This is a genomic window from Nostoc sp. 'Peltigera membranacea cyanobiont' 213 (assembly GCF_002245975.1).
In the GTDB taxonomy this organism is placed as follows: Bacteria; Cyanobacteriota; Cyanobacteriia; order Cyanobacteriales; family Nostocaceae; genus Nostoc.
Map to the genome: position 1 here is coordinate 19,598 of NZ_NOLI01000025.1, position 24,140 is coordinate 43,737.

Consider the following 24,140-nt stretch of genomic DNA (forward strand, 5'->3'; position numbering starts at 1 on the left):
GGCAGAAAGAGGTTTTTTATCTGTTTTTAACAATATAAGAAAGCAGTTGTTGCTGGAGGAACACTACACTTATCTGTGGGACGCTCTGTTACCACCCTCAGAAGGCAGGTTTAAGTCCCCAGTCCCCAGTCCCCAGTCCCCAGTCCCCAGTCCCTCTTTCATACTTGGCTGTGAAACTAGTTTCATCAGGACTGCCTTCTGCCTCCTTCACGCAATTTGACATTACTTGACTTCCACAGCAACTTCCGCAGACATCCCCGGAGTAATCCGCGATTCGTACCCTTGAATGCTCTTTTGGTCAAAAACTACTTTTACTGGGATGCGTTGGACAACTTTGGTAAAGTTACCTGTAGCATTATCCGGTGGCAATAGGGCAAATTGAGCGCCGGAAGCTGGCGAAAGACTATCAACACGACCAATAAAGGTGTGATGAGGGAAAGAATCCAGCTTGATTTCTACTGGTTCTCCTGGGCGCATTTTTTCTAATTGGGTTTCTTTAAAGTTCGCAATTACCCAATAGTTGTTATCGACGATCGCCATTAATGGTGTTCCCGATGCTACTCGGTTGCCAACTTCTACGTTTTTTCTACCAACTCGTCCGGCACTGGGGGCGGTAACGTTGACGTAGGATAGTTGCAATTGTGCATCTTTAAGCGATGCTTCTGATTGCGCGATCGCCGCTTTTGCTGCTTCGTATTGACTGCGTTTTACTGTTGTATCTTGTCCGCCTGCGGTAGCTTGTTGCAAGCCTCCCTTGGATGCTGCCAATTTAGCTTGGGCGTTGGTGACATTTTCTTGCGCCTGCGCTAATTGAGACTGGGCTTTGGCGACACCAACTTTGGCAGAGGCTAATTTAGCTTGGGCTTGTTCTACTCCCTGAATAGCGGCGTTTTTCTGGGCTGTAGCCACATCATAAGCTGCTTTAGCTGTGTCTAATTGCTGACGAGCGATCGCCCCTGATTGATACAATTGGTTGTAGCGATTGTAATCTGCTTGGGCATTTTTCAAATTCGCATTTGTTTGTGCTACCTGTGCTTGGGCGGCGGGAATCCCTGCTTGGGCTAGTCTGACTTCAGCTTGGGCAGCTGGTATCCCCGCTTGGGCTTCTTGTACTGCTGCTCGGGCTGTGGAAATTGCTGCTACCGCACCACTAACATCTCCTTGCGCTTGAGTTGTCTTACCAGTGGTAGTTTGTGAAGTTAAGGCAATATTTGCTTGGGCAGCTTGGGCCTGTCCCCGCGCATTTTCTAAAGCTGCTGCTGCTTGTTGTACCTTACTTTCATAGTCTCGTGGATCTAATTTGACTAATAATTGTCCAGGCTGCACCAGTTGGTTGTCATTTACAAGTACCTCACTCACTGTTCCGGGAATGCGGGTACTAACTTGGTGAATGTTTCCTGCAACAGTGGCGTTGTCTGTTTCCTGGTGGGTGGAGGCGTATTGCCAATAGTGATAACCAAAAGTACCTGCGGCGATCGCACCCACGCCTAATCCTGCCAAAATCAAACCAGTCGGTTTTTTCCGTTTTGGTTTCGCTGGAACTTCTTTCTCGATCTCAGGAGTCACAACAGGTGCTTCTGCTGTTGCGGATGTCTCTGTGGTTAGAATTTCTAAAGTCTCTGAATCAGGAATCACTTCTTTTTCTAAAACTGGGGTTTTGTGTCCGTTGCGTCCGTTAAAAGTATTAGCACCCATGATTGTTACCTCGCTTCCTCGTCGTTCAATAATTTGATTGATAATCGTTTATTTAGAATGCGTAATATTTCCTGAAAAAAATCTTATTTCCTTAGTATGCGTAATATTATCTCAAAACAAATCTTTACTGCACCTCCCCCAGTCGGGTGATTATGAGATCATCTTTAGGAAAGATTAGCGATCGCCCGGTTCAAGATTTGGGAAAATATTTCCCGATCTGCAAAGGAAACACCATCCATCGCTTCATCACGAATTGCTGCGGCGATTGGCGGTAAGATAGCTTCTAGTTCCTTACCTGCATCCGTTAGCCAGATTCGCCAGATGCGGCGATCGTTGGTGTCGCGTTCTCGACGCACCAAGCCGCGTTCCTCCATCCGATCTAGCACACCGGTTAAAGTCCCTCCCACTTGTTTTAGTTTGTCTCCAATACTAGAAGTAGGTAAACCGTCTTCTTGCCACAAACAGCACAATACTAGCCAGTGAAATGGTGTAAGTCCAAAGGGTTCTAGCCTCTCAGTAAACTTGCGTCCGAGCAGTTGTGAGACTAATTTGATTCTATAGCCCAAATTGTATGGTGCCAGATTTTGCTGCCACGACTCTAAAGCTGGGGAATGATTTGATGTAGAAACCATTTAGCAAAATACTTAGTGTACGTACTATTTTACATAAATTAGTCTTTTTTAGCAATAGTTGCTTTGTATCTGTCTTAGGGGGTAAATTGAATCAATTGATCCTCTTGAACAGTACCGATGATGCGGTGAGGTCTAGATAATCTAGGGGATCGATCGGCATAGATCCAAGCATAGCTCAAAGCTGGTATTTGCGAAATAGAGGCTACTGGTTGGACATGAATAGGAAGATAGAACTCAAACAGAACTTGGGTTTTCTGATCTATTTGGACATAGTAGGTAGGATGAGATTGGATAATTGAGGCGATCGCAGGTTGTTGTAAAAAAGTTCTCAAAACTGGGTTATAGTCACTTAACAGCCCGATGCTACCCGTCATCGCTAAGGCTAGCCAACAGGGAATTAACCAACCTGCAATCCAGTAACGCGCTGTGAGAAACTTTTTGCCAAAGTGGTAACGACTAATCCACACCACAGGTAAAATTAACCAACCTAAGCCCATAACCAAGGTAATAGTCGCAAACCTGCGAATATCAGAACTCCCCCAACAAAGAATGCCAATACTGCTTATAACAAGCAAAATACCAAGGCAACCAAAGCCGTAGCTGAGATTCCGAGGAAGATTCCTTATTGCATTACCTTTTTCAATAGATAATTTTGGGTGAATTCCTGTCTGATAAATATTGCCTAGCCAATTTAAACCCACAGATGCAAATAAAGCGATGAACGGATAAAGACAAAGACTATAGTGAGGGAAACGAGTGGTAAAAATACTAAGTTCACAAAATAAGACAACTGGAAAACCAACTAATATTAACTGGTAGCGATAAATAGGACGACGGAGAATCAGAACTAAACCTAAAATCCCGAAAAAAGCCCAAGGAAAAGATTTTAAGGGGATATTCCACATATAGAATAGTGGACTATTATGATTTTGATTCTCAGAACCTAACTGCACAACAAACTTGAGTAACTCCTCAAAACTCCGATTTCCGTAGTGCAACCAACTTAACCATAGCCAAATGCAAGTGGGTATTAAACCTACGAAAAAACCTAAATACAAAATTGGATTACTAAGATGACGATGACGGTGATGTTCCCAAATTAAATAAGGGAATAAAGCTATAATTGGTAAAAAAATCATAAAGCTTCTAACTAAGAAGCCTAAACTTAAACTTAACCCAGCTATAAAACTCCAGAAGTAGCGATATTTAGGGTGTATTTCCGTTTTGATTAAAGATAAAATAGCTAAAAGTACTAAGAAAATCATCGGGACATCAGGTGTACTTAAGCGAGAGTATTGTAGCCAGAGAAATTCAACACTTAAAATTGCAGCAGCTAGCCAAGCCAAATTTTTGCCTAGCATAATTTTGCCTATTTCATATACAAGCCATAAGCTAAAAATGCTAGCAATCATACTAGGAATACGCGCACTAGTATCACTCATCCCAAACAGGTTAAAAAAACTAGCAATTAACCAATAAGGGCCGGGGGTTTTATGATGTGCCCTTTCCCAAGGAGTTATCCAATTACCAGAATCAAACATCAAACGGGCACGCGAAGCATAAAGTGCTTCATCATGTGCCATCAGGCTATTGTGTCCAGAAGTAAATAGTAATAAGGGCAGTATCCAAACTAACAAACTCAAATAGGGTAACGATCCGACTAGGCGGATTTGTCGCCAAATATGCTGCAAAAAGTGTAATTTATAGAACATTGAATTGATAAAATTGAATGCCGCTATCTAGACTCGTTTATGTGTCCTACTGTTATTAAAATATGTTACATAGTGATTGTTGAAAAATACCTGGAATTACCGCAATTTTCCGAAAAAGTACTCCAAAAGAGAGATTTATGCAATTAAGACCGAATCAACGCCTGAAATTAGACGACAAAGACGATAAGCTGTTCTATGCCTATCCCCGCTTCGTCACTCATGTCGATGAAGGATTTATTCAACAGCTAACGGATTTATATCGCGATCGCCTCAAACCCAACACCCGCATTTTTGATATGATGAGCAGCTGGGTATCTCATCTGCCAGAAGAGATGCAGTTTGACCATGTGGAAGGACACGGACTAAATAGTGAGGAGTTAGCACGAAATAGTCGCTTAAATCATTACTTTGTGCAAAATCTTAACGAAAATCCGCAGCTACCTTTAGCAGATGGAGATTTTGACGCTGTTCTCAATTGCGTATCTGTTCAGTATGTGCAATATCCAGAAGCAGTATTTTCTGAAATTTACCGCATATTGAAACCTGGTGGTGTGGCAATTATCAGCTTTTCTAACCGGATGTTTTTTGAAAAGGCAATTCAAGCTTGGCGAGAGGCTTCAGAAGCACAGCGAGTGGAATTAGTCAAAGAGTACTTCGCCTCAGTTCCAGGATTTACAACCCCAGAAGTTATAGCTAATAAGTCAACATTACCGAATTTTTTACAGTGGTTGGGTGCAGCTGGAGGAGATCCATTTTATGCTGTCATAGCTTACCGTAGTTAGGCCAAATAGTCACTAGTACAACTTGACGGAAGGAAATCCCGCGACCATTTCAGATAAGGGGCTTAATACCATTTCTTTGCGAAGCTGGGCCAAATTCTCCTTTGCTTCTTATTTCTTTCTTTCTTTGTGCCCTTTGCGTCCTTTGCGGTTCGTTCCTCATATAGTTCGGCGCACCTTCAGACAGAAATGGTATAAGCTCCTTGTCTAAAAAACCATTGTGAATTGTATATTTATAGCGTGTATAGATGAATTATTGGCTAATGAAATCAGAGCCAGAAGCCTACAGCATTGCTGACCTTCAACAGCAAAGCCAGACTATCTGGGACGGTGTTCGCAATTATCAAGCTCGCAACTTTTTGCGCCTTATGCAGGAAGGAGACTTAGCTTTTTTCTACCATTCCAATACTAATTTTCCAGGTATTGCTGGGTTAATGCGTGTCGTCAAAAAAGATATTGCTGACCCGACTCAGTTTGAGCCAAAAAGTAAATACTACGACCCGAAATCAACTTCCGAATCCCCTCGTTGGCAAACAGTTGTAGTAGAATTTGTTGAGACTTTTTCTAATCCTATTTTGCTATCAATACTCAAAGAAAAGTTTAACGCTGAAGAGTTAATCTTAGTAAGACAAGGAAATCGGTTATCGGTGATGCCTGTTCCTGAAGCAGTAGCTTTGAAGATTCTGGTGATGAAAAACTTCTAAGTCAATAGATGTAAATCATTCGTAAGAATTCAGCACCCAGGAGTCTGAAGCCAGAATATATAAGAATCATATTTGATTTTTGAAAAAATATAAGTATTTGTAGTATTTGTAAGGTGTGTTAGACGGAACGTCGTAACGCACCATCCCAAGCTAATTTCATCTTGCTTATTTAACGCGAACTCACACCCATTGCACAGGATCTAATTGATAGTAACGTTGCAATTGCTCATAAAGTGCCGGATGCTTGGATAATAATTGGTAAGGTTTCTCAAAGAATGTCTCAGTCGCTACGGCAAAAAATTCTGCGGGATTTGTAGCACCATAGCTATCCATTACCGTGTTTACACCTTGTGAAACATCATTACAAAGTTGCTGATATGCTTCTGTCATCACCTGCGCCCAAATCGGATAATCTGAGTTGCGTTGCAGTATCGGAACTCCTTCAGCTTTGCCATCTTCTTGATCTAACTGATGGGCGAATTCATGAAGCACAACATTACGTCCATCTCTCCAATTATTAGTGTCTTGTTTCACCTGTTCCCAAGATAGTACTAATTGGTCAGTTGTCCACGATTCACCCAATCTTGCCACGCGCCTTTCTTCAACAACATAATTTCCAACGGAAGTTGTTTCTTTCACAAAATAAGCATTGGGATATACCAGAATTGAACGAAGTCTGGGAAAGTAATGTCCACGTTCATTTAGTAGGAGTAAACAGGCGACAGCAGCCAAGGTTAGTTTCATTTCCTCTGTCACTTGTAATCCTCTACAGCCAATAAATTGTTTTTCTGCTAGAAATACTTGAATATGTCCCTGAAGTCGTCTAATTTCATCGGGAGAAAGACAAAGGTAAATGGGAAGATTATTCTCAATAATTGCATTCCAAAGTGGCGGAAAAGGACGATGTTTGAGACGGTTTCTTCGCCTTTTGACTAAAATGGGATTGATTAAAATCCCAGTGATAATTAGCCCAATGATGAGAAAGGCAACTATTGCTTTAATCATTGACTTTGGCTCTACCGTACTTGTTATGCTAATAAATTCACAGTCTTTAAGAGGGAACAGGGGAAAGAGGCAATATTAAGAAATAATCTGATAAATAAGCTTGATTTCCCATGTCTAGCAAGCTTTTTGAGATTTTATCAGCTAAATTTAGCTTACTAGGTACTGAAGAACCTTGACTTTTGATTAAAATACTTATCTTAAAGTACTTTTAGTAAAAAAACATTCCATTGTAGGGTAGCACAGCTAGCTGTGTTAGCCTAGCGCGTACCTCATTAAAATGAAATCGCTATATGTGATGTTTTATTTTTTGCAAGTCCCTATATGTCGTCAAAGTCTAGAATATTCTTTGCGGCTAGCGATCGTCATCGGTTAATATGACTAATTGCGCTCTGGCTTCAGTTTTCACGTATTCAGTAATGTTTGACCTGTAAATTGTAATTATGCTAACCAGTGTTGACCGTTTATTATTTGTCCGGCGAGTCCCGATTTTTAAGGAATTGCGGGATGATTTTATTGTGCGGCTCACTTCAGTGATGAACGAACTGTCATTTCCAGCTAATTACACCATCTTTCGCCAGGGAGAAGAAGGGCGATCGCTCTATATTGTCGTGTCAGGGAGGGTTAAAGTTCACATCGGCAATAAACAACTTGCAGAGGTGGATCGGGGGAAATATTTTGGTGAGATGGCAGTATTTGATACTCAAACTCGTTCCGCCACTGCAACGACTTTGGAACCTTGCGAGTTTTTGGAACTGACGCAAGAGCAATTGTATGATGCGATCGAAGAAACTCCTGAAATTGCGGTGAATATCATTCGTGAATTATCCCGTCTGATTCGCAAGTTGAATGACGACATGAATATAACTGCATCAGGTCGTCATTAGTTATAGCAAAAATTGCAATTACTGCCAGCAACGAATTATGAGAGTAGTGATAAAGGTTTTGCTCAATTGGTGAAGGAACGTTTCTCAAAATGCTACTTTCACACATTCTTTAAGAAACTGTTGCGGAATTTCTCCACTTTCTCCCCAATGCAGATGCACATAAGAGGCGTGAACATTTGCAGGGAAACCCCATCCTTCGCATCCCATATTTTCGTCACAGTCGTAGCGAGAAGTTGCAAATAGCGGCTGAGTGGGAGTTATCGTTAAATGGGAACGATGAAACTCATGTCCGTAAACAGTTGTACCTGTCTTTACTAACAGATTATCTCGCAAAGCGACTGCACGACGATAGCCCAAAGTTAAACGCCCACCCATGACAGCAGATGTCGGTAAAACTCCCGCCATCGACCAAGATTTTCCCTCAAAATCGATAATTTGCTCGCATAAATACATTAATCCTCCGCATTCTGCGATCGCAGGCATTCCTTTCAAAATGGCTGTTTTCACTCCATCGCGAACGCTAGTATTTTCTGCTAGTTGCTGGGCAAAAACTTCTGGGAAACCTCCCCCAAAATACATTCCCTGCACATCTTTTGGGATTGCAGCATCTTCTAAAGGACTCCAGAAAACCAGTTCTGCGCCAAGCTGTTGCAGCAAATCGAGATTGTCTTGGTAGTAAAAATTAAAAGCGCGATCGCGGGCGACTGCAATTCTGATGGAGGATGGTGGATGAGGTAAAGAAGGGGGATGAGGCAGAGGTTTTGATTTTAACAGGGGTAATAAATGTTGCCAATCGAAGCAGTTATCTCCTAAATCGGCGAGGCGATCGATTAAAGCGTTGAGTTCGGGGAGTTCTGCTGTGGGAACTAAACCCAAATGGCGATCGGGAATTGTGATGTTATCTTGACGGCGCAGTACGCCGAGAATAGGTAATTGTAAGGGTTCTAGGGAATCTTTGAGAAGAGAGAGGTGGCGATCGCTTCCCACGCGATTTAATACTATCCCAGCTATTTTAATTCTCGGATCAAAAGATTGGTAGCCGTGAGCGATCGCAGCCACAGAACCAGACAAACGACTACAATCAAGCACCAACACCACAGGTAAATTTAACAGCCGCGCGATGTGTGCCGTACTAGCAAAATCAGTTAATTTTTGTTTTTCTTGCCCATGCCCCATGCCCAATGCCCCATGCCCAATTCCATCAAATAATCCCATCACCCCTTCTACTAGGGCATATTCACTCAATTGACTATGATGGGCAAAACATTGCTGAATGTAGGTTTCAGAAGTCAGCACCGGGTCTAAATTACGACAAGGAAGACCAGTGACGTGTTGATGAAACATCGGATCGATGTAGTCTGGGCCTACCTTAAAAGATTGTACCGAGCGATCGCGACGACGTAAAGATGCTAAAAGGGTAAGCGTGACTGTTGTCTTGCCCACCCCACTACGTTCTCCAGCAATGATTACAGACATGGATAATTGTTGATTCTTTAAACTAAATAGTCAGCTATATTAGCGGTATTAAATTAAATCAAAGTCAAGCAAAACATTAAATTATTTTTTTATCAAAACTACTGCTTTTATGTTATTGAGTAATGATTTTTTTATCAAGACGTTCAGCCAGCCATAATTTAATAATAGAATCAGATGTCACTCCTAAACGCTTGGCTTCATATTCTAAGGCTTCAATCATCCAAATGGGAAAGTCAATATTAACTCTTTTTTGCTCATAACCTGGACGATGTGCATTAGATAAGTCTATAAACTCAGTAATATCTTCTCCATTGTCGAACTTAGCATCAAATTCTTCAGCTTTCATAAATATTTACCTCCTCAGCACGAGAGCGACGAACGGAAATAATTCTTATTTTATCACTACGATAAGTAATGACTGCTGACCAATATTTTCCAGCAATCTTGCCAATAACTAGAAACCGAGGCTCATCTGTTGTTTGTGCAGGGATTTCAATAAAATTTGCATCTATCCAAAGTTTCTGTGCTTCAATAAAATCAATACCATGTTTAGTTTTATTAGTTTCACTTTTGTTAAGATCAAATTCAAACTCCATAATTTTTTTTAAAAGATACAAAATATTTTAATAACAATCTTCCCTATTTTATAAATTAAATTTTCCTAGCGATTCATATTCACTTTAATAATTAAAAAAATTCCCCCTTCCCGCATTGGGACGGGGGTAAGGGGGTTAGGGCTAAATTAATTCGCTAATTTGAAAATACTCGCTGTCACTCCCAGACTTTCTTCAAAAAGTGACTCGCGGCCCCAGCGTTGCACCTGCTGACTTAGCAATGCTTCCGCCTTTTGTTCCGAAAGTGAAGTCACCTGTTGAAACAGACCGGCAGATTGGGCACCACCATGTGTTTCCATCCGCATACAACCACCAGTTTCCGAGCAAATGACTGTACCACAATCTGCCTGGGGATTTGTCGAACTGAGGCGCAAGGCAATCAAGTCACCAACAATATCGCCCACATCAGCAACTGGAACTCCTGCTAATTCGGCTTCTACTTGTCGCTGATCTTGAGAAATGAAATGGATGCGAGTGATGTCATAATCACCACTTTCCTTTTCATAAGAAGCTGGCTGCCATTGCAGGCGACTTGCCAGCCAACCCAGAAATAGCAAAGCTTGGGCGGGGTTGCCTTTTTCGTAATCAATCGTAACGCGGTCAATTTCTTTGAGGGCGGCGCGACGCTTAGGAGAATCGTAGGCTTCAGCTGTCAATTCCTGCCATGATGCGAGGCGACGCCAGTTCAAATCAGCCAAAGGTATACCCGTTTCTACCAATTCCTCTAGGTGGAGTAAATCACTCTCTGGCTCGTTAAAGTTGCAAGAATCGACAATGACGTTATTGCAGATTGTGGCTAGGCGCTTGAATAGACCGTTGTTAGGGTCTGGTGTTGCCTTCCACCAGAGAAACTTCGGTAAGCCGCCAATCAACAATGCTGGAATCATGCCACCGATGCGTTCTAAGGCAGCAGCAGTTCCACTGAGAGTAATGTATTCGCAGCAAATCAGTGTGCTTGACGATTGCTTTTGAATGGGGCAATAGGCAGAAACTTGAGCCTTAACTCCTTCATCTTCGCCAGCAATAGGAAATAGCGCAATGATGCGGCAGGGGTTGCGGAGAGCGATTTCATCAGCAATTCTGGGGCTGCCACTATTTAACCCAGCAGCAGGATGTTCTCCTACAGTCCCACCTCGCTGACCTTTAGAGAATTCTTCTCGTAATATAGTCAGAGTTTCTAGTGTTGCTGTTCCGGTTTCAGGCAGACGGTGTTTATTTTGTACTTCCCGCAATGCTGCTGCCATCTGTGGCCCTAAAATCCCATCAATTGGGCCGCTATAAAACCCTAAAGCAGCCAACAAATACTGAGTTTCTTCTGGTTCGTAGACCACTAAAGTAAATGTTGTTGCCCTAGTAGCACTGGGAAGTCCACCGTCCTCGCCAGTTATCCCATAGCTTTGCCAAATTTGATTGAGTTCGGCATCTATTTCGTTAAGCGAAATATCTTTCGGTGCCTGGAGGGAAAAAATTGTAGAAGTTTGGGTAGGCATAGTAGTTTTGGATTTTGTCGTTTGTCGTTTGTCATTTGTCATTTGCCATTCGTCATTTGTTTTTGCTAGTGACTAATGACCAATGACTAATGACTAATATTTAGAGTCTGCGCCAGCGACGGCCATCTTGGTTAATTAAGAATTCTGCTTCTGCTGGTTCCCAAGTACCGGCTTCGTATTGGGGAATAGTCTTTGGATCGGTGGGTGCATCCCAAACGGAAAGGGCTGGTGTTACTACTTGCCAAGCTGCTTCTACTTCGTCCGCTCGTGTAAACAATGTTTGATCGCCCATCATACAATCAAGGAATAAGCGATCGTAGGCATCGGATGTTGCTTGGATGCCAAAGGAACCATAACTAAAGTCCATATCAACGGAACGGGTGCGGAATTCTGCCCCTGGCATTTTCACATCAAAACGCAGGGAAATACCTTCATTTGGCTGAATCCGCATCGTCAAAATGTTGGCGTTTGTTTGTTGGGCGGCAGATTGGAACATCCGGGATGGAACTTCGCGGAAGTGAATGGAAATCTCACTCACTTTTTTCGGCATCCGCTTTCCGGTACGCAAGTAGAAAGGAACACCTTTCCAGCGCCAGTTGTCTACCAAAAACTTCATCGCTACATAAGTGGGTGTGGTGGAGTTGGGGTTAACACCTGGTTCTGTCCGATATCCTGGCGCTTCTTGACCTTTCATCCAGCCGGCACTGTACTGACCTCGGACTGCTGACCGCGACAGATTGTGAACATCAGCTAAACGAGTAGCACGGAGTATCTTCACTTTTTCTGTGCGAATGCTGTCGGCATCCATTGCGTTTGGCGCTTCCATCGCTGTTAAGCAGTAAAGTTGCATGAGGTGATTTTGCAACATATCCCTCAGTGCGCCAGCGCTTTCATAGTAGCCAGCCCGGTCTTCCACGCCTACGGTTTCTGCTACGGTAATTTGCACGTGGTCAACAAATTGACGATTCCACAAGGGTTCAAAAATTGCATTGGCAAAGCGAAACACCAGCAAATTCTGGACTGTTTCTTTACCCAAGTAGTGGTCAATCCGGTAGACTTGATTTTCTTTGCAATATTTCTGTACCACTTGGTTAAGACTTTGGGCAGAAGCCAAGTCTCGACCAAAGGGTTTTTCAATTACTAGACGATGTTTGTAGGGATCTTCTAGCATCCCGCCGCTTCCTAGCTGCTTAATCGCTTCGGGAAAGAATGAGGGCGCAACGGAGAGGTAGAACATGCGATTACCTCGCGTGCCCCGTTTTTCGTCTAATTCACTCAGTAAGGTTTTTAGTTTTTGGTAGCCTTCGGGGTTGTCTATATCCCCAGGACTGTAGAACAGACCTTGAGAGAAATCTTGCCAGAGTTCCCCTAAATCGACATCAGGATGTGCCTCTTCCATGCCTTTCTGCATTTGTTCGCGGAAGTATTCATGGCTCCATTCTCGTCGTGCTACACCGACAATGGTAGTTTCTGGAGGAATACGCCGTTCTCGCCGCAATTTATAAAGTGCTGGCACTAGTTTGCGCCAGGTGAGATCGCCAGAAGCGCCAAAGATAACTATAATCTGGGGTTCAGCCATCCCTTGTTGTTGCAGGCCAACGCGCAAGGGATTTTCTAGCAGACTAACCATAGGAATTTTGGATTTTGGATTTTGGATTTTGAGATTGGGATTGGGTACTGGGGATTGGGTACTGGGGATTGGGTACTGGGTTTTGGGTTTGGGTTTTGGGTTTTAGGTTTTGGAAAATAGTATTTTTAATCTTATTCCCCAGTCCCTACACTGGTGACAATACCTTGATCTTGTCTTCTAAAGAGTTCATCAAGGACTGGAAGGGCTGGATGAATTTGTCAATACCTTCATCTAACAGTTCATCCATGACGGCATCGAGATCGATGTTGATGTCGGGATCTTTGAGGTTTTCGATCAGGGTGTAAGCTTTATCTACATCTGTTTCTAAGCGATCGCTCACGTTACAATGATCGGCACAAGCTTTAATAGTTGCTGGTGGTACGGTGTTAACGGTATCTTGGCCTACCAACTCTTCGATATACATCACGTCGTTGTAGTTGGGGTCTTTGGTGCTGGTACTAGCCCAAAGTAGCCTTTGTACTGTGGCTCCTTTTGCTGCCAACTCTTGCCAACGCTCACTTCTAACGATCTTCTTGTATTCTTGGTATGCTACCTTGGCGTTAGCGATCGCTACTTTCCCTTTCACAGCTTTTAACTTTGCTTCCACGGCAATATCATCAACGCCTTTTTTCAACTTAGCATCTATTTTGGCATCAATGTTGCTATCGATCCGGCTGAGGAAGAAGCTAGCGACTGAAGCAATTCTACTGATGTCTTTACCTTCAGCCAGCCGTTTTTCTAAGCCCCGAATATAAGCCCAAGCTGTGTTTATGTAGCTTTCTACAGAGAACAACAATGTAATATTAACATTCATCCCTTCGGATATTACTTGCTCTACTGCTGGCAAACCAGTTTCTGTACCGGGAATTTTAATCATCAGATTTTCCCGACCAATTTCTTGGAAATATCGCCGAGCTTCGGTTATGGTTGCTTCAGTATCATGGGCAATGGTTGGTGGGACTTCAATACTCACATAACCATCTAGTCTATTCGAGGCTTCATAAACTGGGCGTAAAATATCACAAGCGTTACGGATGTCTGCAAAAACGAGGGATTCGTAAATTTTGTCTATGGGTAAGCCAGTCCGAACTCCGGCTTCTATATCAGCATCATAAATGACATTACCTGCGATCGCTTTTTCAAAGATAGCTGGGTTAGAAGTAATCCCAGATATACCTTGATTTTCAACCATGTCTTTGAGTTCACCTGATTGAATAATGTCACGGGTCAAATTATCCATCCAGATACTTTGACCGTATTGCTTAATTTCTAGTAGATGATTGGTAGCCATAGGTAGTTTATTTCACTCCTGTATAGTGATGTTTCTAAGTAAAGTTGGCAAAACGCATTTATGCTTACTTTTGAATTGTGGCGTTGCCAATCACTTATCGCATCGGCCAGCTGAGATAATCCTTAATCGATCTTCAAAAAGCGCTACTTTGCATCCCCAATCCTAAATCACCATGATTAACGTTTAATTAATGGCAGATGAGAGGACAGCACCAAAGAAATAAAACATCTAAAACCCTTACGTAACAGTAACTACGAATTACGAATTACGAATTACGAATTATTTTCTAGTGTCCGTTCTGAATAAAAGACTCCACCTTTGCTACATCTTCTTTGCTACCAATAATTAAAGGTGTACGCTGATGCAGTTTTTTCGGTACTACATCCAAGATATTTACCAATCCTGTAGTAGCACGACCACCTGCTTGTTCAATCAAAAAGGCTAGAGGAGCGGTTTCATAAAGCAAGCGCAATTTCCCTTCAGGGTTTTGAATTGTACCTGGGTAAAGAAATACGCCACCTTGAACCAAAATTCTATGGATATCGCTCACCATTGCGCCGCTATAACGAGCGCTGTACCCTTCTGTGCGATGAACGTAGCGGATGTATTCTCGAATTGATTCTTCCCACTGCCAGAAGTTACCTTCATTTACGCTGTAAACGGAACCGTGGTTAGGAATCCGAATATTTTCTTCTGTGAGAATAAACTCTCCTAAGCTGGGATCGAGGACAAAGGAATGAACGCCCTTACCTATAGTATAAACCAGCATCGTGCAAGGGCCATACAGAATGTATCCAGCAGCGAGTTGCTTCCGTCCGTTGGTGAGGAGGTCGGTTGCCTTACCATCGCTATCATTTCCTTCTTGTTGGCGAATGGCAAAAATCGAACCCAAGCTGAGATTATTATCTGTGTTGGATGAGCCATCAATTGGGTCATACAGTAAGGTATAGCGACCAATAGGGCAATTTTCGGGGATATAGTAAGGATTTTCCATTTCCTCAGAAGCGAGGCGACAGACTAAGCCGCTTTGCTTAAACACTGAGATAAACACATCATTGGCGTAGACATCCATCTTTTTGACGGATTCTCCTTGGACATTAACTTCCCCAGTAAAACCAAGAACGCCTTCCATTAAACCAGCGCGACTCATGCGCCGTGCAACCAGTTTACCTGCCAAGGCGATGCGATTCATCAGCGCACTTAAATCTTGTGCATCTGGCGAAAAACTCTGAAGTTGCTGTAAAACGTGACGGGATAAGGTTGTACAATCACGATCTAGAGCTAAGTCTGTAATTTCATTGATAGACGAGTCTAAGGATTCTGGCGTTCTAGCCATTTTGATGTCCTCCGCAGCCACTAGCTGTTAATTGGGTTTTAGTTGTGTATGGCAACTTATGGTTGCTGCTTCTATCTTAGGAAGGTAATTTGAGAACTTAGATACGACTTTAGATAAACTAAAGAAATGAATTTTCAGTGACTCCTGCACTCAGAGCTTAGATACGTAATATTTAGTCTAATATATTACCATAGCTAGTCAGTATTTTATTTAAGTCAAGCAATTATAGAAAGTAATAAGTAGGTAGGCATATTTAAATATAAAAATAAACCTGCGATTGTCCCCGATGGGTTTTTAAGTTTGGGTGTAGAACGTTTTGTTGGAGAAAATGAGCGTTCTAGTTATGTACTTTGGGAAGAAGATGGTATTTCCCCAAAATTCTTGTTAGAAATTGTTTCCCAAACTTGCAATTTTGAATAGGAACAAAAGAAAGTAGATTATGCCTAGTTAGGCATTTTGCAACAGGAAGTCTGAGTTAGTTATGATATTATAAAAAGTCTTGGGCGATTAGCACAGTGGTAGCGCACATCCTTCACACGGATGGGGTCACTGGTTCAAATCCAGTATCGCCCACTTATTGACAGTAAGGTTTTCAGCTAACTAACTAATATCTCCTTCAGTCAAGTATGCCATTTTATGCCATTTTCTGAAAAGAGACTTTATTAAGTTATGTAAAATGTTGAGTAATTATTGACACTATAGTTTTCACTGAGTAAGGTTGATACAGCTTGTAAGTAATAAATAACTCTTGGGTTGAGTGTGATTAAGTTCATGCCCCTTGTGTTATTGCCAATAAAACTGGTCTGTTGGGTATCTCAGGAAACCACAGCAACAGTTTGACTAATTATGTTCGATCAAATTATTAATAAAGGATAGTAGCTAATGAGTAATTTTGACTTGTTTGCAAGAAGTGTTGTTGAAGATATGACTAAAACTGAGTATGAATATATTAGTAGTACAATAGAAGAAAAACTAGACTTAAATGGTTTTTTAATTCATAGAATATATTTCTATCAAAAAAGTAGTTTATATAAGGAAGCGCTCAATAATTTTTGTCGCGGAGGTGAGGGGTCTGATATTTCTGCAACTCAATTTAATCAACTAGCACTACACTTTCGTAGTGAGAGGTGGAAAATATTTTATGAGTTTGGTTTGTGGTGTGTAAATACTTATAAGGATAACCCACATTACTTTCATGAAAAAGCAGGAGTTGAGTTTGTTTGTAAAGCAATTGGTTGTTTAACAGCAAGTGATTCTCCTATTAAACTTACTGCTCAAGAAAAAAACTATGCTACATTCAGATTAATACTTAATGTATACAATATGAGTCCTAAAATGGCTGATTATACAGTAGCAAGATTTTTACGTATGATGGAAGAAATAAATGAATTAAACTCACTAAGCAACCCTATCCATTAAATAATCTACACCCTCCTCTTCATCGTAGTAAGTATTATTACTCTCTCTTCTCTTCCAGGCATAGGCAGCTAATGCCAAGCTCATAACTGTATCTGTAGGTAAACCTTTGTCATCCAATTTATAAAATCTCAATTCAGTTTTAAGTTGCTTTAAGCGGTCTTGCTCATCATAAGGAATAACAAGCTTACCTTTCTCTACAATCCCTGCGAGGTTAGATAGCATAAAAGTTTTGTGATTGTGTTTATTATTCTTAGCAGGTTTTTTAGTAGAGTTAATTGGAGTACACATTAATACCTCTTCAGGTGTAAGCTCCTTCTCTATAGTCTCTTTCAAATACTGACCAGCTAGAGCAGTGGCATCATAATACAAATCACCTGGGAATTGGTTTAACCTTCTTCTAATCCTTTCAATGGTTCCATCTTGGTCAAACAAGGGAGTCTTACTAATCCTCTCAAAAGCTACTACTCTCAATTCTCTATCAATAAATTGAAGTGTAGTAAGTACAGTTGAGTCACCATTAGTATCACCAGCTACGTCTACTCCAGTAAAAAATAAAGAGTTAGGCCCCCCTTTAGGCAAGTAAGGAAAATCAGGATGAGTGCCATTTTCAGGTAAACAGAATCCTGTAACAGGGTCATCAACTGGGAAGAAGCAGGTATGCCTTTCTCCTTTTTCTATTGCTAAATCAAGATAGTTACCAGCAAAGAATGTAGAACCATAGTTAGCAAACTTGCCATAAACCTCCTCCCTTATTTGAGCCTGGGTCATATTGACCATGTTGGCTTGAATAGTTTCAGGGGGATTGACAGGATTATCAAACTGAGAAAACTCTGCGATCACAACTGAGTTATCTTTTTTAAGTCTTCTTTCTTTAAACTCAGCCCATAACTTTCTAAAGTAAATAGCTCCCTGCCCTGCAGTTTCTCCTTCCCCTTGAGGGGTAGATATAAAGTATTTACGTCCAGAAACTTCTGTTCCTCGGACATTAAGTATCTTCATCCTTAAATGTTCTAAGGCATACTCAGACGCTGACTCATCTAGTGTGGCTATGTCTAGATAGAAACCTAGAATAAATCTTCCTCTCTGAACAGTAGCTTGAAACCAAATAATACTATTTAAACAAGTTTCTACAAAAGGTTGCTGTCCATCAGAGATATGCTTAATGAAGCCTATACTAGTCAGGAAAGGACTATCATTAACTAGGTTGATTATTTCATCCTTTACTAACTTTGCTTGCTTCAGAGAGGGCGCACAGTTAATGGATTGAAACCTTTTACTATAGTCACCATAGAAGACAGAAGTAGTAGGACGCTTTCTATAAAATAAAAACCATAAATGCATAAGAGCAGTAACAAAAGTTTTACCACTTCTACTACCTGCCTTTAATATTCCTTCTTGAGCATTAACAGATTGCCTTAACCATTGTCTTTGCTTAGGGTGTCCTTTAACTAGTTCACCTGTTTCAGGGTGTAAACGTTCAATTTCATTTAAGTATAAGTTTACCTTTTCCCCTAAAAAGTATTTAACAAATAACACAGGGTCATTTGCTCCAGCTAAGAACTGTTGTCTTAAGGTTTCTGACTTTAATATACCTTCTAAATCTGATGGGATAGCACTCATTAGTCATCATCCCCTAATTCATATTCAACTTCTATATCAGCAGGTTTAAGTGCTAATAGGTCATCTAATCTAGCATCAGTATTAGCAGATAAGTAACCTCTAACCATATCTTGAATTAACACTTTAGGGTCAACACTTATTTGTTCATATAAAGACTGAAGAATAGATTCATTCTCATTCTTATCACGTAATTCTTTTCTAGTTTTTAAAGTAGAGTTAATCTGAGCTTGATGAGTTTGAATAACTTTAGATATATCAGTGATAGCTTTACTTAAACCATTAATATTATTAGTTAAAACTTCTAGTTCTCGTGGTTCTCTGCGCTCAGAACCAGATAGTAAATTAACAGCAGTTTCATACCTTTCCATTATATTTGATTGATGCTCAATTAGTCTGCCAAGCATAGCATCACTGAGCATTAAGCTATCATCTAATAAAGTTTCTTTATTATAATCAGTAGCTAATAATTCTTTTCTTTCTTTACTTGATAGTGACTTTATAGCTCTCATATCTTGATATTTAATTAATTTAGAATTTAAACCATGAGTAATCTTAGCTTTAGCTGCTTTACCTCCATGAGCTGCACAGCATTTATAACCAAGCATTACATTATTTTTACATTGTGTATTATCTTTTTTAATAATAGAACATCTAACTGGTTCCTCTCTTTTACCTGATAGATATCTATGCTTATAAACTGCACTTTCTTTATATGAAGACAAAAGATATCCTCCAACTATTTATAATTAAAGGATATCATATTAATATTTAACATAAATAGGATAATTACACCCTTACTTACTACTTATAATTATTTTAATTTCCTTAACATCTAACTCAATTTCAGTTAATTTATCAATTATTCTAATGTGGTCAGTATTTGTGTCACGTTCTAGAGTTATTAGATTTTTTTTTATCTCTTCTGAGTTAGAGTTAATAGCTTTAATAAAACTTTCTTGAGTGGATAAATAAGATTTTAAACCTGGTACTACACTTGTTAATACTAGTTGAGTAACTTTCTTACCTAAAATGAATATACCAAAACCAACAATAGATAAGGTTACTAATACTGTTAAAGCATTACTAGTAACAGAGCTTAAACCTATTTCATATATATCTTGCTGGATATCATGTTTATTAACTTGTTGAGTTTCAATTATTTTATTTAACTTTTCTGTAGTATTTACTGTCATTAATAAACTCCTAACTCATGAACTAAATCTACTAACGCTTGAATTTCTTCATCAGTGGTAGGTTGATTATCAATTACATATTGGGTTTGATTATCAGAAAAACTTCCTAAACTTGAGTCATACTCAGGAAACATTAAGTAGTAATCTTGTATTTCTTGTTCTAATTCAAAAGCATTAGCTAAAGCTTCTTGTTCAAGTGAATACTCAAAGTATCTAGCTAAAGCATTGTCAATCCATTCTTGATTAGGTAAAGTAGCAGTTAAAGTTACAATACCAAGATTAGAGCAGCTAATAAGATAGTGTTTATCATTATCAAATTCATCTACTTCATAACATGGTGCTTCTGGGGTTCCAGTCCAAACAAAATAAATACTCATAAATTTAAGCTGATTTAAAAAACATAATTGGATAACCAGTAGTAATTTCAGTTAAAGCATCAATTGGTGCAGTGGTAGGCAATGTGGCGTTTGCATAAGTTAAATTATTTCTATAGCCATAAGTTGTAGTCGTAACTCCAAAAGTACCACGACCTAAATAAAAGCTAAATGGGGGATTAGAAGTCTCAGCACTAAGAGATGAAGTTCCACTATTAATGTTAAGAGCTTTCCAATACCAGCCAGGTGTCAAAGTAATAGAAGTAGGGTTATAACCTTTTTGCCCAGCAGTAGTAGCTAAAGTAATTTCAGTACTACTTGTTATTAAAGTGTCAGGTAAGAAATAAGTAGAACCAGTAGAATAAATACCAAATCTAAATAAACCTGTACTAGTAGTAAGAGTTTGATTAAAAGCTAAAGTACCAAGAGTTATAGTTCTACATATTTGAAAAGGATAGTAACTTACTGTATTAGTAGTCATTGTGGTGGTAAGTGCAGTATAGGCATCAAACAAAATAGTATCTGTATACCAATTAGCTTGTATATAGCCAGGGTGTAAAGCACTTTCACTAATTATTTGTTCACTATTATTTAACTTAATAATGTTTGAACCACTTCTATTTAAAGTAGGTCCACCTTTACCTACTTTAAATGAATCCTGAGTAGTACCTTTAATATCAAAATAAGAAGCCATATATTTTATTATCTTTATTTATAAAAAGTCATTAGGGTAATTTTTAATTACCCTAATGTTAATGTCACATAATAGTTAAATTATTAAGCAGGATTGCTGTAATAAACTAGGACTCTTGCAGCTCCAGCAGTAGAAGTAGAAGCAGCATAAGTAATAATCAAAGATTCCGAAGAACCATTAGCAGCTAAACTAGGAACAGTAATATAAGAGTCACCAGCAGTACCATATAGATCAACAGCATTACTTCCTAAATACTTAGAAGTAGTACCTGAAACACCTATGGTCATGGTGGCAGTTCCAGTTGCCCAAGCTGTATCAATAACTACTTCAACTCTACTAACAACAGCGTTAGCAGGTAGAGTAAACATTGTCACAGAAGATGCACTGTTAAAGGCTAAAGAGGTTGTATCAACTAGTTGGCCATTTGAACTACCACCACCTGAAGGAGTTGTCCAACTAGCATTACCACTACCATCAGTCGTAAGTACTTGAGAAGGTGAACCAGCACTGGTAGGTAGGGTTAAGGTATAGTTAGCTGTCATACCTGAGCTAGGTCTAGCTAGGGTAATCTTCCAATCTGCGCCACTAGCAGCAGCATCACTATTAATAACTAAACCAATATCATTAGTTGATTCAAACTGAGATGCAGTTACTTTTGTAAAAGCAGAATCAGCAGAGTTTTTAACTTGTAAATCACCAGTAGCATTCTTTAATCTAACACCTGCTTTTTCAATTTGCAAAGAAGGTTGAGAAGTTGCTTTTAAATCTAAAATCTGAGCCATAATATTTATTAATTAATTTTATTATTATTTACTTTCAATTATAATGTATCCACTGCCTTGACTTGCTCCAGCACCAGGAGTTATTAATAAATTAATTGGTGTAGCTGAAGTATATTTGTAAGCAGGATTAATGGAATATTCACCTGTTTCACCCAAGAAAACTTGAGTGTTGTTAGCCAACCTGTTTGTTACTACTGAATCCCCTATTGAAATAGAAGCACCAGTTCCATTAAAAGGAACTAGTATCACTACAGTTACAGTTAAAATTATTTCATTTATATCTGTAGTGTAAATTAATCTTGATGTTACATCTGCATAAGTAAAATATATATCTTTTTCAGATGTATCAACTGTGTCATTTGAACCTAAAGCTAACACATCCCAATCAACACTATCTGAGAAAGGTGTTTGAGTTGTAGTTTTATTTGCTCTGTAAGAAGAACCTAAATAACTAACGGCTTGATTCTTTCTATATGTTTTAGTATTTAACCAATCTCCTGCCCATATTACTGATAAACCATTTACGAAAATAGTTTCATTAGTAACTTTATCAGGAGTAATTTCTATTGCCATTAAAGAATAATCTCCATACTATTATTCATATTAATTACTATGTAATTGTCCAGTTAGTAGAAGTTCAGTATTAGCTTCTAAACCAGTAATTACTATTTTTATAAGAGAAGTATTAATTAAAGAATAACTTTTTACTATTGCATTATCTGTTAATTCTAGACTGACATCTTCCCATTCAATATCTACAAGTTCTTGTAATTTGAAAGTAATATTAGCAGAAGCTACTATTGAAATATCTAATCTCTTATAATTAATAACTGGTATTGAAGCTTCATAATTACCTGTTTGTAATATAGAAGGAATACCATAATCTGAGTTAGTAAAATCTTTAACAATTAAAGATACAGTATCTTCTAAATCAGTTGCATAGTAATCTAAGTAACTAATAGTAAACTGTCCTGCTGAAGTCCATGCTCCATTAGTTGCAGTTCTTTCAATAAGAGCAGCTTTATTTTCTAGTTCATAAGCTCTATCAACTTGCTTTAATTCAATAGAAGATAATCTCTTCTGATCGCCTATAGCTAAAGCTTTATCTTCTTCTCTAGCAATCTCTTCTAACTTAGCATTCTTTTCAGCTTCAATAATTGCAAGTCTTTCTGCTAATGTTAATTGTCCAGATGTATTAGCAGTTTGGGTAGAAGAAACTTGTAACTTTTCTTTCCAAAAAGCAGAAGCAGTTATCTCATTAAGAATATGTATCCTTAAATAAGCAAGAATTAATGTTTCATAGTTAGATTTACAAGCAGTGGTTAATGCTTCATTCTTTTGAATATCTAAACCAGCAGCAGTTTGTAATTTAACTACAGGGTCAGATACTAAAAAGTATTTAACTCCAGCAGCTATAGTACTAAAAGCATCTGAATGATTAGCAGTTAGTATTGTTAAATCAGTTACTAATAATTCAGAGTCACTAGCTTCATCATTTATTACTACCTCTAATACAGGATTACCTGTACCCACATTTCTTTCAGCTAGAGTATAAAACTCTTGTGACTCACCTAAAGTAGTTCCTACTAATCTTATTCTGGTAGAATCATTATAAACCGTTAAATCAGTATTAAAAGTAGAATTCGCATTTATTAGACTAGTTAAATTTGCAGTTACATTTCCAACAGTGGCAGCAGTAGCTACAAAAGAAATAGTAACATTATTATAAGTAACAGAAAATCTATTACCAATAGTTACTTGACTAGGGTTTAAATAAGTTATTTGAGCTGTTGCATCTATTATAGTTGTGCTAGGTAAAGGACCTATGTCTACTAATCCTTTACTAACTAAATCTACAATAGAAGCAGACGTAGTTTTCTTTAAAGTATCCTCATCATATTGAGCACCATAGACATCAGATATTTGAGGTCTAAGGTAAGTGCTTTCAAATAAATCCCAACTAATTGATGTACTCATATTAATATTTATATATAACTAAACATTATCTTGAAAGTTAGCCATTAATTTGTAGCCAACCTTTTCCACATTCATATACAATCCGCCTTTAAAAGTTTTAGATAAAAAATCAGGTTGCAATAATAGTTTTAATTCAGATTTAAAATAGTAACCATTTCTTTTTAGTAATTCTCTATTCTTTTCTTTATTACTAATTAATTTAAAACTAATCTTTTCACTAACTGTACCTGCTTCTTCATCTACTATTAAATCAGAATAGGCAATAGCTGCATCAATACCACCAAGACTAGTAGGATCTAAATAACCAACCAAGCCAGTTTTATAAATAAGGCTACCAGTTCTAATTCCTCTTCTAATATTATTAACTTCTTTAGTTTGAAAGAGTGTAGTACCTGTAGCAGAGTCAGTGGCATTTATATCATAAACTCTATAATCTTGATTAGGTAAAATTTTAGTGGTAACTGCTGTTATTAAATCTCCATCTTCTGATGTGGTATAGCCTTTAATAATTTTAGTAGTAAATACTCTCTTTTCTTTTCTAATAGCAACAGCTAACTTGGACCAAAACTCAGGGTCACTCTTCAATTGTTTTAATAAGTTATCAATATAGCTAAGAACTTTAGTTGTCTTTTCAGAAACAATAGCTATTCCAAATAAACCTATACTATTATTATACAAAAGATAATTAGCTTTGTAGTTTCTTAGTAGAGCGTAATTACCTTCTGGTATTACCTTATCTGTTTTAGTGTTGCCATATATTATTGTATAAAGGTTATCTATAATATCTGGACTTAAATTAATTTGAAGTAAGCCTGAGTTTAAGTCATCCATTA

25 protein-coding genes, 1 tRNA gene and 1 pseudogene are annotated in these 24,140 nt (G+C 38.9%); 6 read left to right on the forward strand and 21 right to left on the reverse strand.

Translation table 11 applies throughout. From position 1 onward, the window contains the following. Positions 1-97: 97 nt before the first annotated feature. From CDG77_RS38475 to CDG77_RS10005, 4 genes are all read right to left on the reverse strand, one after another. Complete coding sequence (locus CDG77_RS38475; RefSeq protein ID WP_262985146.1) at positions 98-223, reverse strand: hypothetical protein; 126 nt, start codon at positions 221-223, stop codon at positions 98-100. Then, the gene (locus CDG77_RS09995; RefSeq protein ID WP_094329241.1) at positions 223-1,695 is read right to left on the reverse strand and encodes an HlyD family secretion protein; all 1,473 of its coding nucleotides are present in this window, start codon (positions 1,693-1,695) and stop codon (positions 223-225) included. Before CDG77_RS09995 ends, CDG77_RS38475 begins: the two co-directional genes overlap by 1 nt. Before the next feature lie 164 nt (positions 1,696-1,859). After that, positions 1,860-2,327 (reverse strand): MarR family winged helix-turn-helix transcriptional regulator, encoded by a 468-nt coding sequence (locus tag CDG77_RS10000; protein ID WP_094329242.1) that lies wholly within the window; start codon positions 2,325-2,327, stop codon positions 1,860-1,862. Positions 2,328-2,401: 74 nt separating this feature from the next. Further along, positions 2,402-4,039 carry an ArnT family glycosyltransferase gene (locus tag CDG77_RS10005; RefSeq protein WP_094329243.1) on the reverse strand — a complete coding sequence of 546 codons (1,638 nt, stop codon included), beginning with the start codon at positions 4,037-4,039 and terminating at the stop codon, positions 2,402-2,404. Between the two features lie 137 nt (positions 4,040-4,176). Between CDG77_RS10005 and CDG77_RS10010 the strand changes: the two genes are divergently transcribed. Further along, positions 4,177-4,821, forward strand: a complete 645-nt coding sequence (locus CDG77_RS10010; RefSeq protein ID WP_094329244.1) for a class I SAM-dependent methyltransferase — start codon at positions 4,177-4,179, stop codon at positions 4,819-4,821. A gap of 245 nt (positions 4,822-5,066) precedes the next feature. Beyond that, entirely contained in the window at positions 5,067-5,522 is a 456-nt protein-coding gene (locus CDG77_RS10015; protein WP_094329245.1) for an EVE domain-containing protein, read from the forward strand. A gap of 180 nt (positions 5,523-5,702) precedes the next feature. On the opposite strand, the gene CDG77_RS10020 is transcribed toward CDG77_RS10015, so the two are convergent. Further along, complete coding sequence (locus CDG77_RS10020) at positions 5,703-6,527, reverse strand: zinc-dependent peptidase (protein WP_094329246.1); 825 nt, start codon at positions 6,525-6,527, stop codon at positions 5,703-5,705. Between the two features lie 440 nt (positions 6,528-6,967). Here CDG77_RS10020 and CDG77_RS10025 point away from each other — a divergent pair, with 440 nt between their 5' ends. Continuing rightward, positions 6,968-7,411 carry a cyclic nucleotide-binding domain-containing protein gene (locus CDG77_RS10025; RefSeq protein ID WP_094329247.1) on the forward strand — a complete coding sequence of 148 codons (444 nt, stop codon included), beginning with the start codon at positions 6,968-6,970 and terminating at the stop codon, positions 7,409-7,411. Between the two features lie 84 nt (positions 7,412-7,495). On the opposite strand, the gene CDG77_RS10030 is transcribed toward CDG77_RS10025, so the two are convergent. The 7 genes from CDG77_RS10030 to fbp all read right to left on the reverse strand — a co-directional run bounded on the left by CDG77_RS10030 (position 7,496) and on the right by fbp (position 15,248). Next, positions 7,496-8,887, reverse strand: coding sequence for a cobyrinate a,c-diamide synthase (locus CDG77_RS10030; protein ID WP_094329248.1), 1,392 nt, complete (start codon positions 8,885-8,887; stop codon positions 7,496-7,498). Positions 8,888-8,999: 112 nt separating this feature from the next. Next, complete coding sequence (gene brnA / locus CDG77_RS10035) at positions 9,000-9,233, reverse strand: type II toxin-antitoxin system BrnA family antitoxin (RefSeq protein WP_094329249.1); 234 nt, start codon at positions 9,231-9,233, stop codon at positions 9,000-9,002. Then, positions 9,223-9,483: a BrnT family toxin gene (locus CDG77_RS10040; RefSeq protein WP_094329250.1), complete on the reverse strand. Its 261-nt coding sequence runs from the start codon at positions 9,481-9,483 to the stop codon at positions 9,223-9,225. The genes brnA and CDG77_RS10040 overlap by 11 nt, the downstream gene beginning before the upstream one ends. A gap of 146 nt (positions 9,484-9,629) precedes the next feature. Beyond that, positions 9,630-10,991, reverse strand: a complete 1,362-nt coding sequence (gene opcA / locus CDG77_RS10045) for a glucose-6-phosphate dehydrogenase assembly protein OpcA (RefSeq protein WP_094329280.1) — start codon at positions 10,989-10,991, stop codon at positions 9,630-9,632. A gap of 100 nt (positions 10,992-11,091) precedes the next feature. Then, positions 11,092-12,621, reverse strand: coding sequence for a glucose-6-phosphate dehydrogenase (gene zwf / locus CDG77_RS10050; RefSeq protein ID WP_094329251.1), 1,530 nt, complete (start codon positions 12,619-12,621; stop codon positions 11,092-11,094). A gap of 145 nt (positions 12,622-12,766) precedes the next feature. Continuing rightward, entirely contained in the window at positions 12,767-13,912 is a 1,146-nt protein-coding gene (gene tal / locus CDG77_RS10055; RefSeq protein ID WP_094329252.1) for a transaldolase, read from the reverse strand. Between the two features lie 286 nt (positions 13,913-14,198). Beyond that, the gene (gene fbp, locus CDG77_RS10060; protein ID WP_094329253.1) at positions 14,199-15,248 is read right to left on the reverse strand and encodes a class 1 fructose-bisphosphatase; all 1,050 of its coding nucleotides are present in this window, start codon (positions 15,246-15,248) and stop codon (positions 14,199-14,201) included. A gap of 264 nt (positions 15,249-15,512) precedes the next feature. Here fbp and CDG77_RS10065 point away from each other — a divergent pair. The 3 genes and pseudogenes from CDG77_RS10065 to CDG77_RS10075 all read left to right on the forward strand — a co-directional run. Beyond that, positions 15,513-15,665, forward strand: a pseudogene (locus CDG77_RS10065) (Uma2 family endonuclease); the annotation flags it as partial. 84 nt (positions 15,666-15,749) lie between these two features. Beyond that, a tRNA-Val gene (locus CDG77_RS10070) sits at positions 15,750-15,821 on the forward strand. A 309-nt stretch (positions 15,822-16,130) separates the two neighbouring features. After that, positions 16,131-16,667, forward strand: coding sequence for a hypothetical protein (locus tag CDG77_RS10075; RefSeq protein WP_094329254.1), 537 nt, complete (start codon positions 16,131-16,133; stop codon positions 16,665-16,667). On the opposite strand, the gene CDG77_RS10080 is transcribed toward CDG77_RS10075, so the two are convergent. The 9 genes from CDG77_RS10080 to CDG77_RS10120 all read right to left on the reverse strand — a co-directional run bounded on the left by CDG77_RS10080 (position 16,647) and on the right by CDG77_RS10120 (position 24,138). After that, positions 16,647-18,287, reverse strand: coding sequence for a hypothetical protein (locus tag CDG77_RS10080; protein ID WP_094329255.1), 1,641 nt, complete (start codon positions 18,285-18,287; stop codon positions 16,647-16,649). The two genes, CDG77_RS10075 and CDG77_RS10080, sit on opposite strands and share 21 nt — an antisense overlap. After that, a complete protein-coding gene (locus CDG77_RS10085) occupies positions 18,287-19,009 on the reverse strand; it encodes a hypothetical protein (protein ID WP_143856992.1) in 723 nt (240 codons plus the stop codon). The genes CDG77_RS10080 and CDG77_RS10085 overlap by 1 nt, the downstream gene beginning before the upstream one ends. Before the next feature lie 72 nt (positions 19,010-19,081). Beyond that, the gene (locus CDG77_RS10090) at positions 19,082-19,480 is read right to left on the reverse strand and encodes a hypothetical protein (protein ID WP_094329257.1); all 399 of its coding nucleotides are present in this window, start codon (positions 19,478-19,480) and stop codon (positions 19,082-19,084) included. Continuing rightward, on the reverse strand, positions 19,480-19,857 hold the full coding sequence (locus CDG77_RS10095; protein ID WP_094329258.1) for a hypothetical protein: 378 nt from the start codon (positions 19,855-19,857) through the stop codon (positions 19,480-19,482). Before CDG77_RS10095 ends, CDG77_RS10090 begins: the two co-directional genes overlap by 1 nt. A gap of 4 nt (positions 19,858-19,861) precedes the next feature. Further along, complete coding sequence (locus CDG77_RS10100; protein WP_094329259.1) at positions 19,862-20,548, reverse strand: hypothetical protein; 687 nt, start codon at positions 20,546-20,548, stop codon at positions 19,862-19,864. A gap of 83 nt (positions 20,549-20,631) precedes the next feature. After that, positions 20,632-21,330: a hypothetical protein gene (locus CDG77_RS10105; protein ID WP_094329260.1), complete on the reverse strand. Its 699-nt coding sequence runs from the start codon at positions 21,328-21,330 to the stop codon at positions 20,632-20,634. A 24-nt stretch (positions 21,331-21,354) separates the two neighbouring features. Further along, positions 21,355-21,903: a hypothetical protein gene (locus CDG77_RS10110; RefSeq protein ID WP_094329261.1), complete on the reverse strand. Its 549-nt coding sequence runs from the start codon at positions 21,901-21,903 to the stop codon at positions 21,355-21,357. A 30-nt stretch (positions 21,904-21,933) separates the two neighbouring features. Continuing rightward, the gene (locus tag CDG77_RS10115; protein ID WP_094329262.1) at positions 21,934-23,307 is read right to left on the reverse strand and encodes a hypothetical protein; all 1,374 of its coding nucleotides are present in this window, start codon (positions 23,305-23,307) and stop codon (positions 21,934-21,936) included. A gap of 18 nt (positions 23,308-23,325) precedes the next feature. Continuing rightward, positions 23,326-24,138, reverse strand: coding sequence for a hypothetical protein (locus CDG77_RS10120; protein ID WP_094329263.1), 813 nt, complete (start codon positions 24,136-24,138; stop codon positions 23,326-23,328). Positions 24,139-24,140: the final 2 nt, after the last annotated feature.

Coding starts and splice junctions, on each gene's coding strand:
- CDG77_RS10105 (WP_094329260.1), bottom strand. CDS start 21,330: ATGGCTCAGATTTTAGATTTAAAAGCAACTTCTCAACCTTCTTTGCAA.
- brnA (WP_094329249.1), bottom strand. CDS start 9,233: ATGAAAGCTGAAGAATTTGATGCTAAGTTCGACAATGGAGAAGATATT.
- fbp (WP_094329253.1), bottom strand. CDS start 15,248: ATGGCTAGAACGCCAGAATCCTTAGACTCGTCTATCAATGAAATTACA.
- CDG77_RS10020 (WP_094329246.1), bottom strand. CDS start 6,527: ATGATTAAAGCAATAGTTGCCTTTCTCATCATTGGGCTAATTATCACT.
- CDG77_RS10110 (WP_094329261.1), bottom strand. CDS start 21,903: ATGGCAATAGAAATTACTCCTGATAAAGTTACTAATGAAACTATTTTC.
- CDG77_RS10115 (WP_094329262.1), bottom strand. CDS start 23,307: ATGAGTACATCAATTAGTTGGGATTTATTTGAAAGCACTTACCTTAGA.
- CDG77_RS10000 (WP_094329242.1), bottom strand. CDS start 2,327: ATGGTTTCTACATCAAATCATTCCCCAGCTTTAGAGTCGTGGCAGCAA.
- opcA (WP_094329280.1), bottom strand. CDS start 10,991: ATGCCTACCCAAACTTCTACAATTTTTTCCCTCCAGGCACCGAAAGAT.
- zwf (WP_094329251.1), bottom strand. CDS start 12,621: ATGGTTAGTCTGCTAGAAAATCCCTTGCGCGTTGGCCTGCAACAACAA.
- CDG77_RS10010 (WP_094329244.1), top strand. CDS start 4,177: ATGCAATTAAGACCGAATCAACGCCTGAAATTAGACGACAAAGACGAT.
- CDG77_RS10030 (WP_094329248.1), bottom strand. CDS start 8,887: ATGTCTGTAATCATTGCTGGAGAACGTAGTGGGGTGGGCAAGACAACA.
- CDG77_RS10005 (WP_094329243.1), bottom strand. CDS start 4,039: ATGTTCTATAAATTACACTTTTTGCAGCATATTTGGCGACAAATCCGC.
- CDG77_RS09995 (WP_094329241.1), bottom strand. CDS start 1,695: ATGGGTGCTAATACTTTTAACGGACGCAACGGACACAAAACCCCAGTT.
- tal (WP_094329252.1), bottom strand. CDS start 13,912: ATGGCTACCAATCATCTACTAGAAATTAAGCAATACGGTCAAAGTATC.
- CDG77_RS10025 (WP_094329247.1), top strand. CDS start 6,968: ATGCTAACCAGTGTTGACCGTTTATTATTTGTCCGGCGAGTCCCGATT.
- CDG77_RS38475 (WP_262985146.1), bottom strand. CDS start 223: ATGTCAAATTGCGTGAAGGAGGCAGAAGGCAGTCCTGATGAAACTAGT.
- CDG77_RS10080 (WP_094329255.1), bottom strand. CDS start 18,287: ATGAGTGCTATCCCATCAGATTTAGAAGGTATATTAAAGTCAGAAACC.
- CDG77_RS10100 (WP_094329259.1), bottom strand. CDS start 20,548: ATGGCTTCTTATTTTGATATTAAAGGTACTACTCAGGATTCATTTAAA.
- CDG77_RS10015 (WP_094329245.1), top strand. CDS start 5,067: ATGAATTATTGGCTAATGAAATCAGAGCCAGAAGCCTACAGCATTGCT.
- CDG77_RS10075 (WP_094329254.1), top strand. CDS start 16,131: ATGAGTAATTTTGACTTGTTTGCAAGAAGTGTTGTTGAAGATATGACT.
- CDG77_RS10040 (WP_094329250.1), bottom strand. CDS start 9,483: ATGGAGTTTGAATTTGATCTTAACAAAAGTGAAACTAATAAAACTAAA.
- CDG77_RS10120 (WP_094329263.1), bottom strand. CDS start 24,138: ATGGATGACTTAAACTCAGGCTTACTTCAAATTAATTTAAGTCCAGAT.
- CDG77_RS10095 (WP_094329258.1), bottom strand. CDS start 19,857: ATGAGTATTTATTTTGTTTGGACTGGAACCCCAGAAGCACCATGTTAT.
- CDG77_RS10090 (WP_094329257.1), bottom strand. CDS start 19,480: ATGACAGTAAATACTACAGAAAAGTTAAATAAAATAATTGAAACTCAA.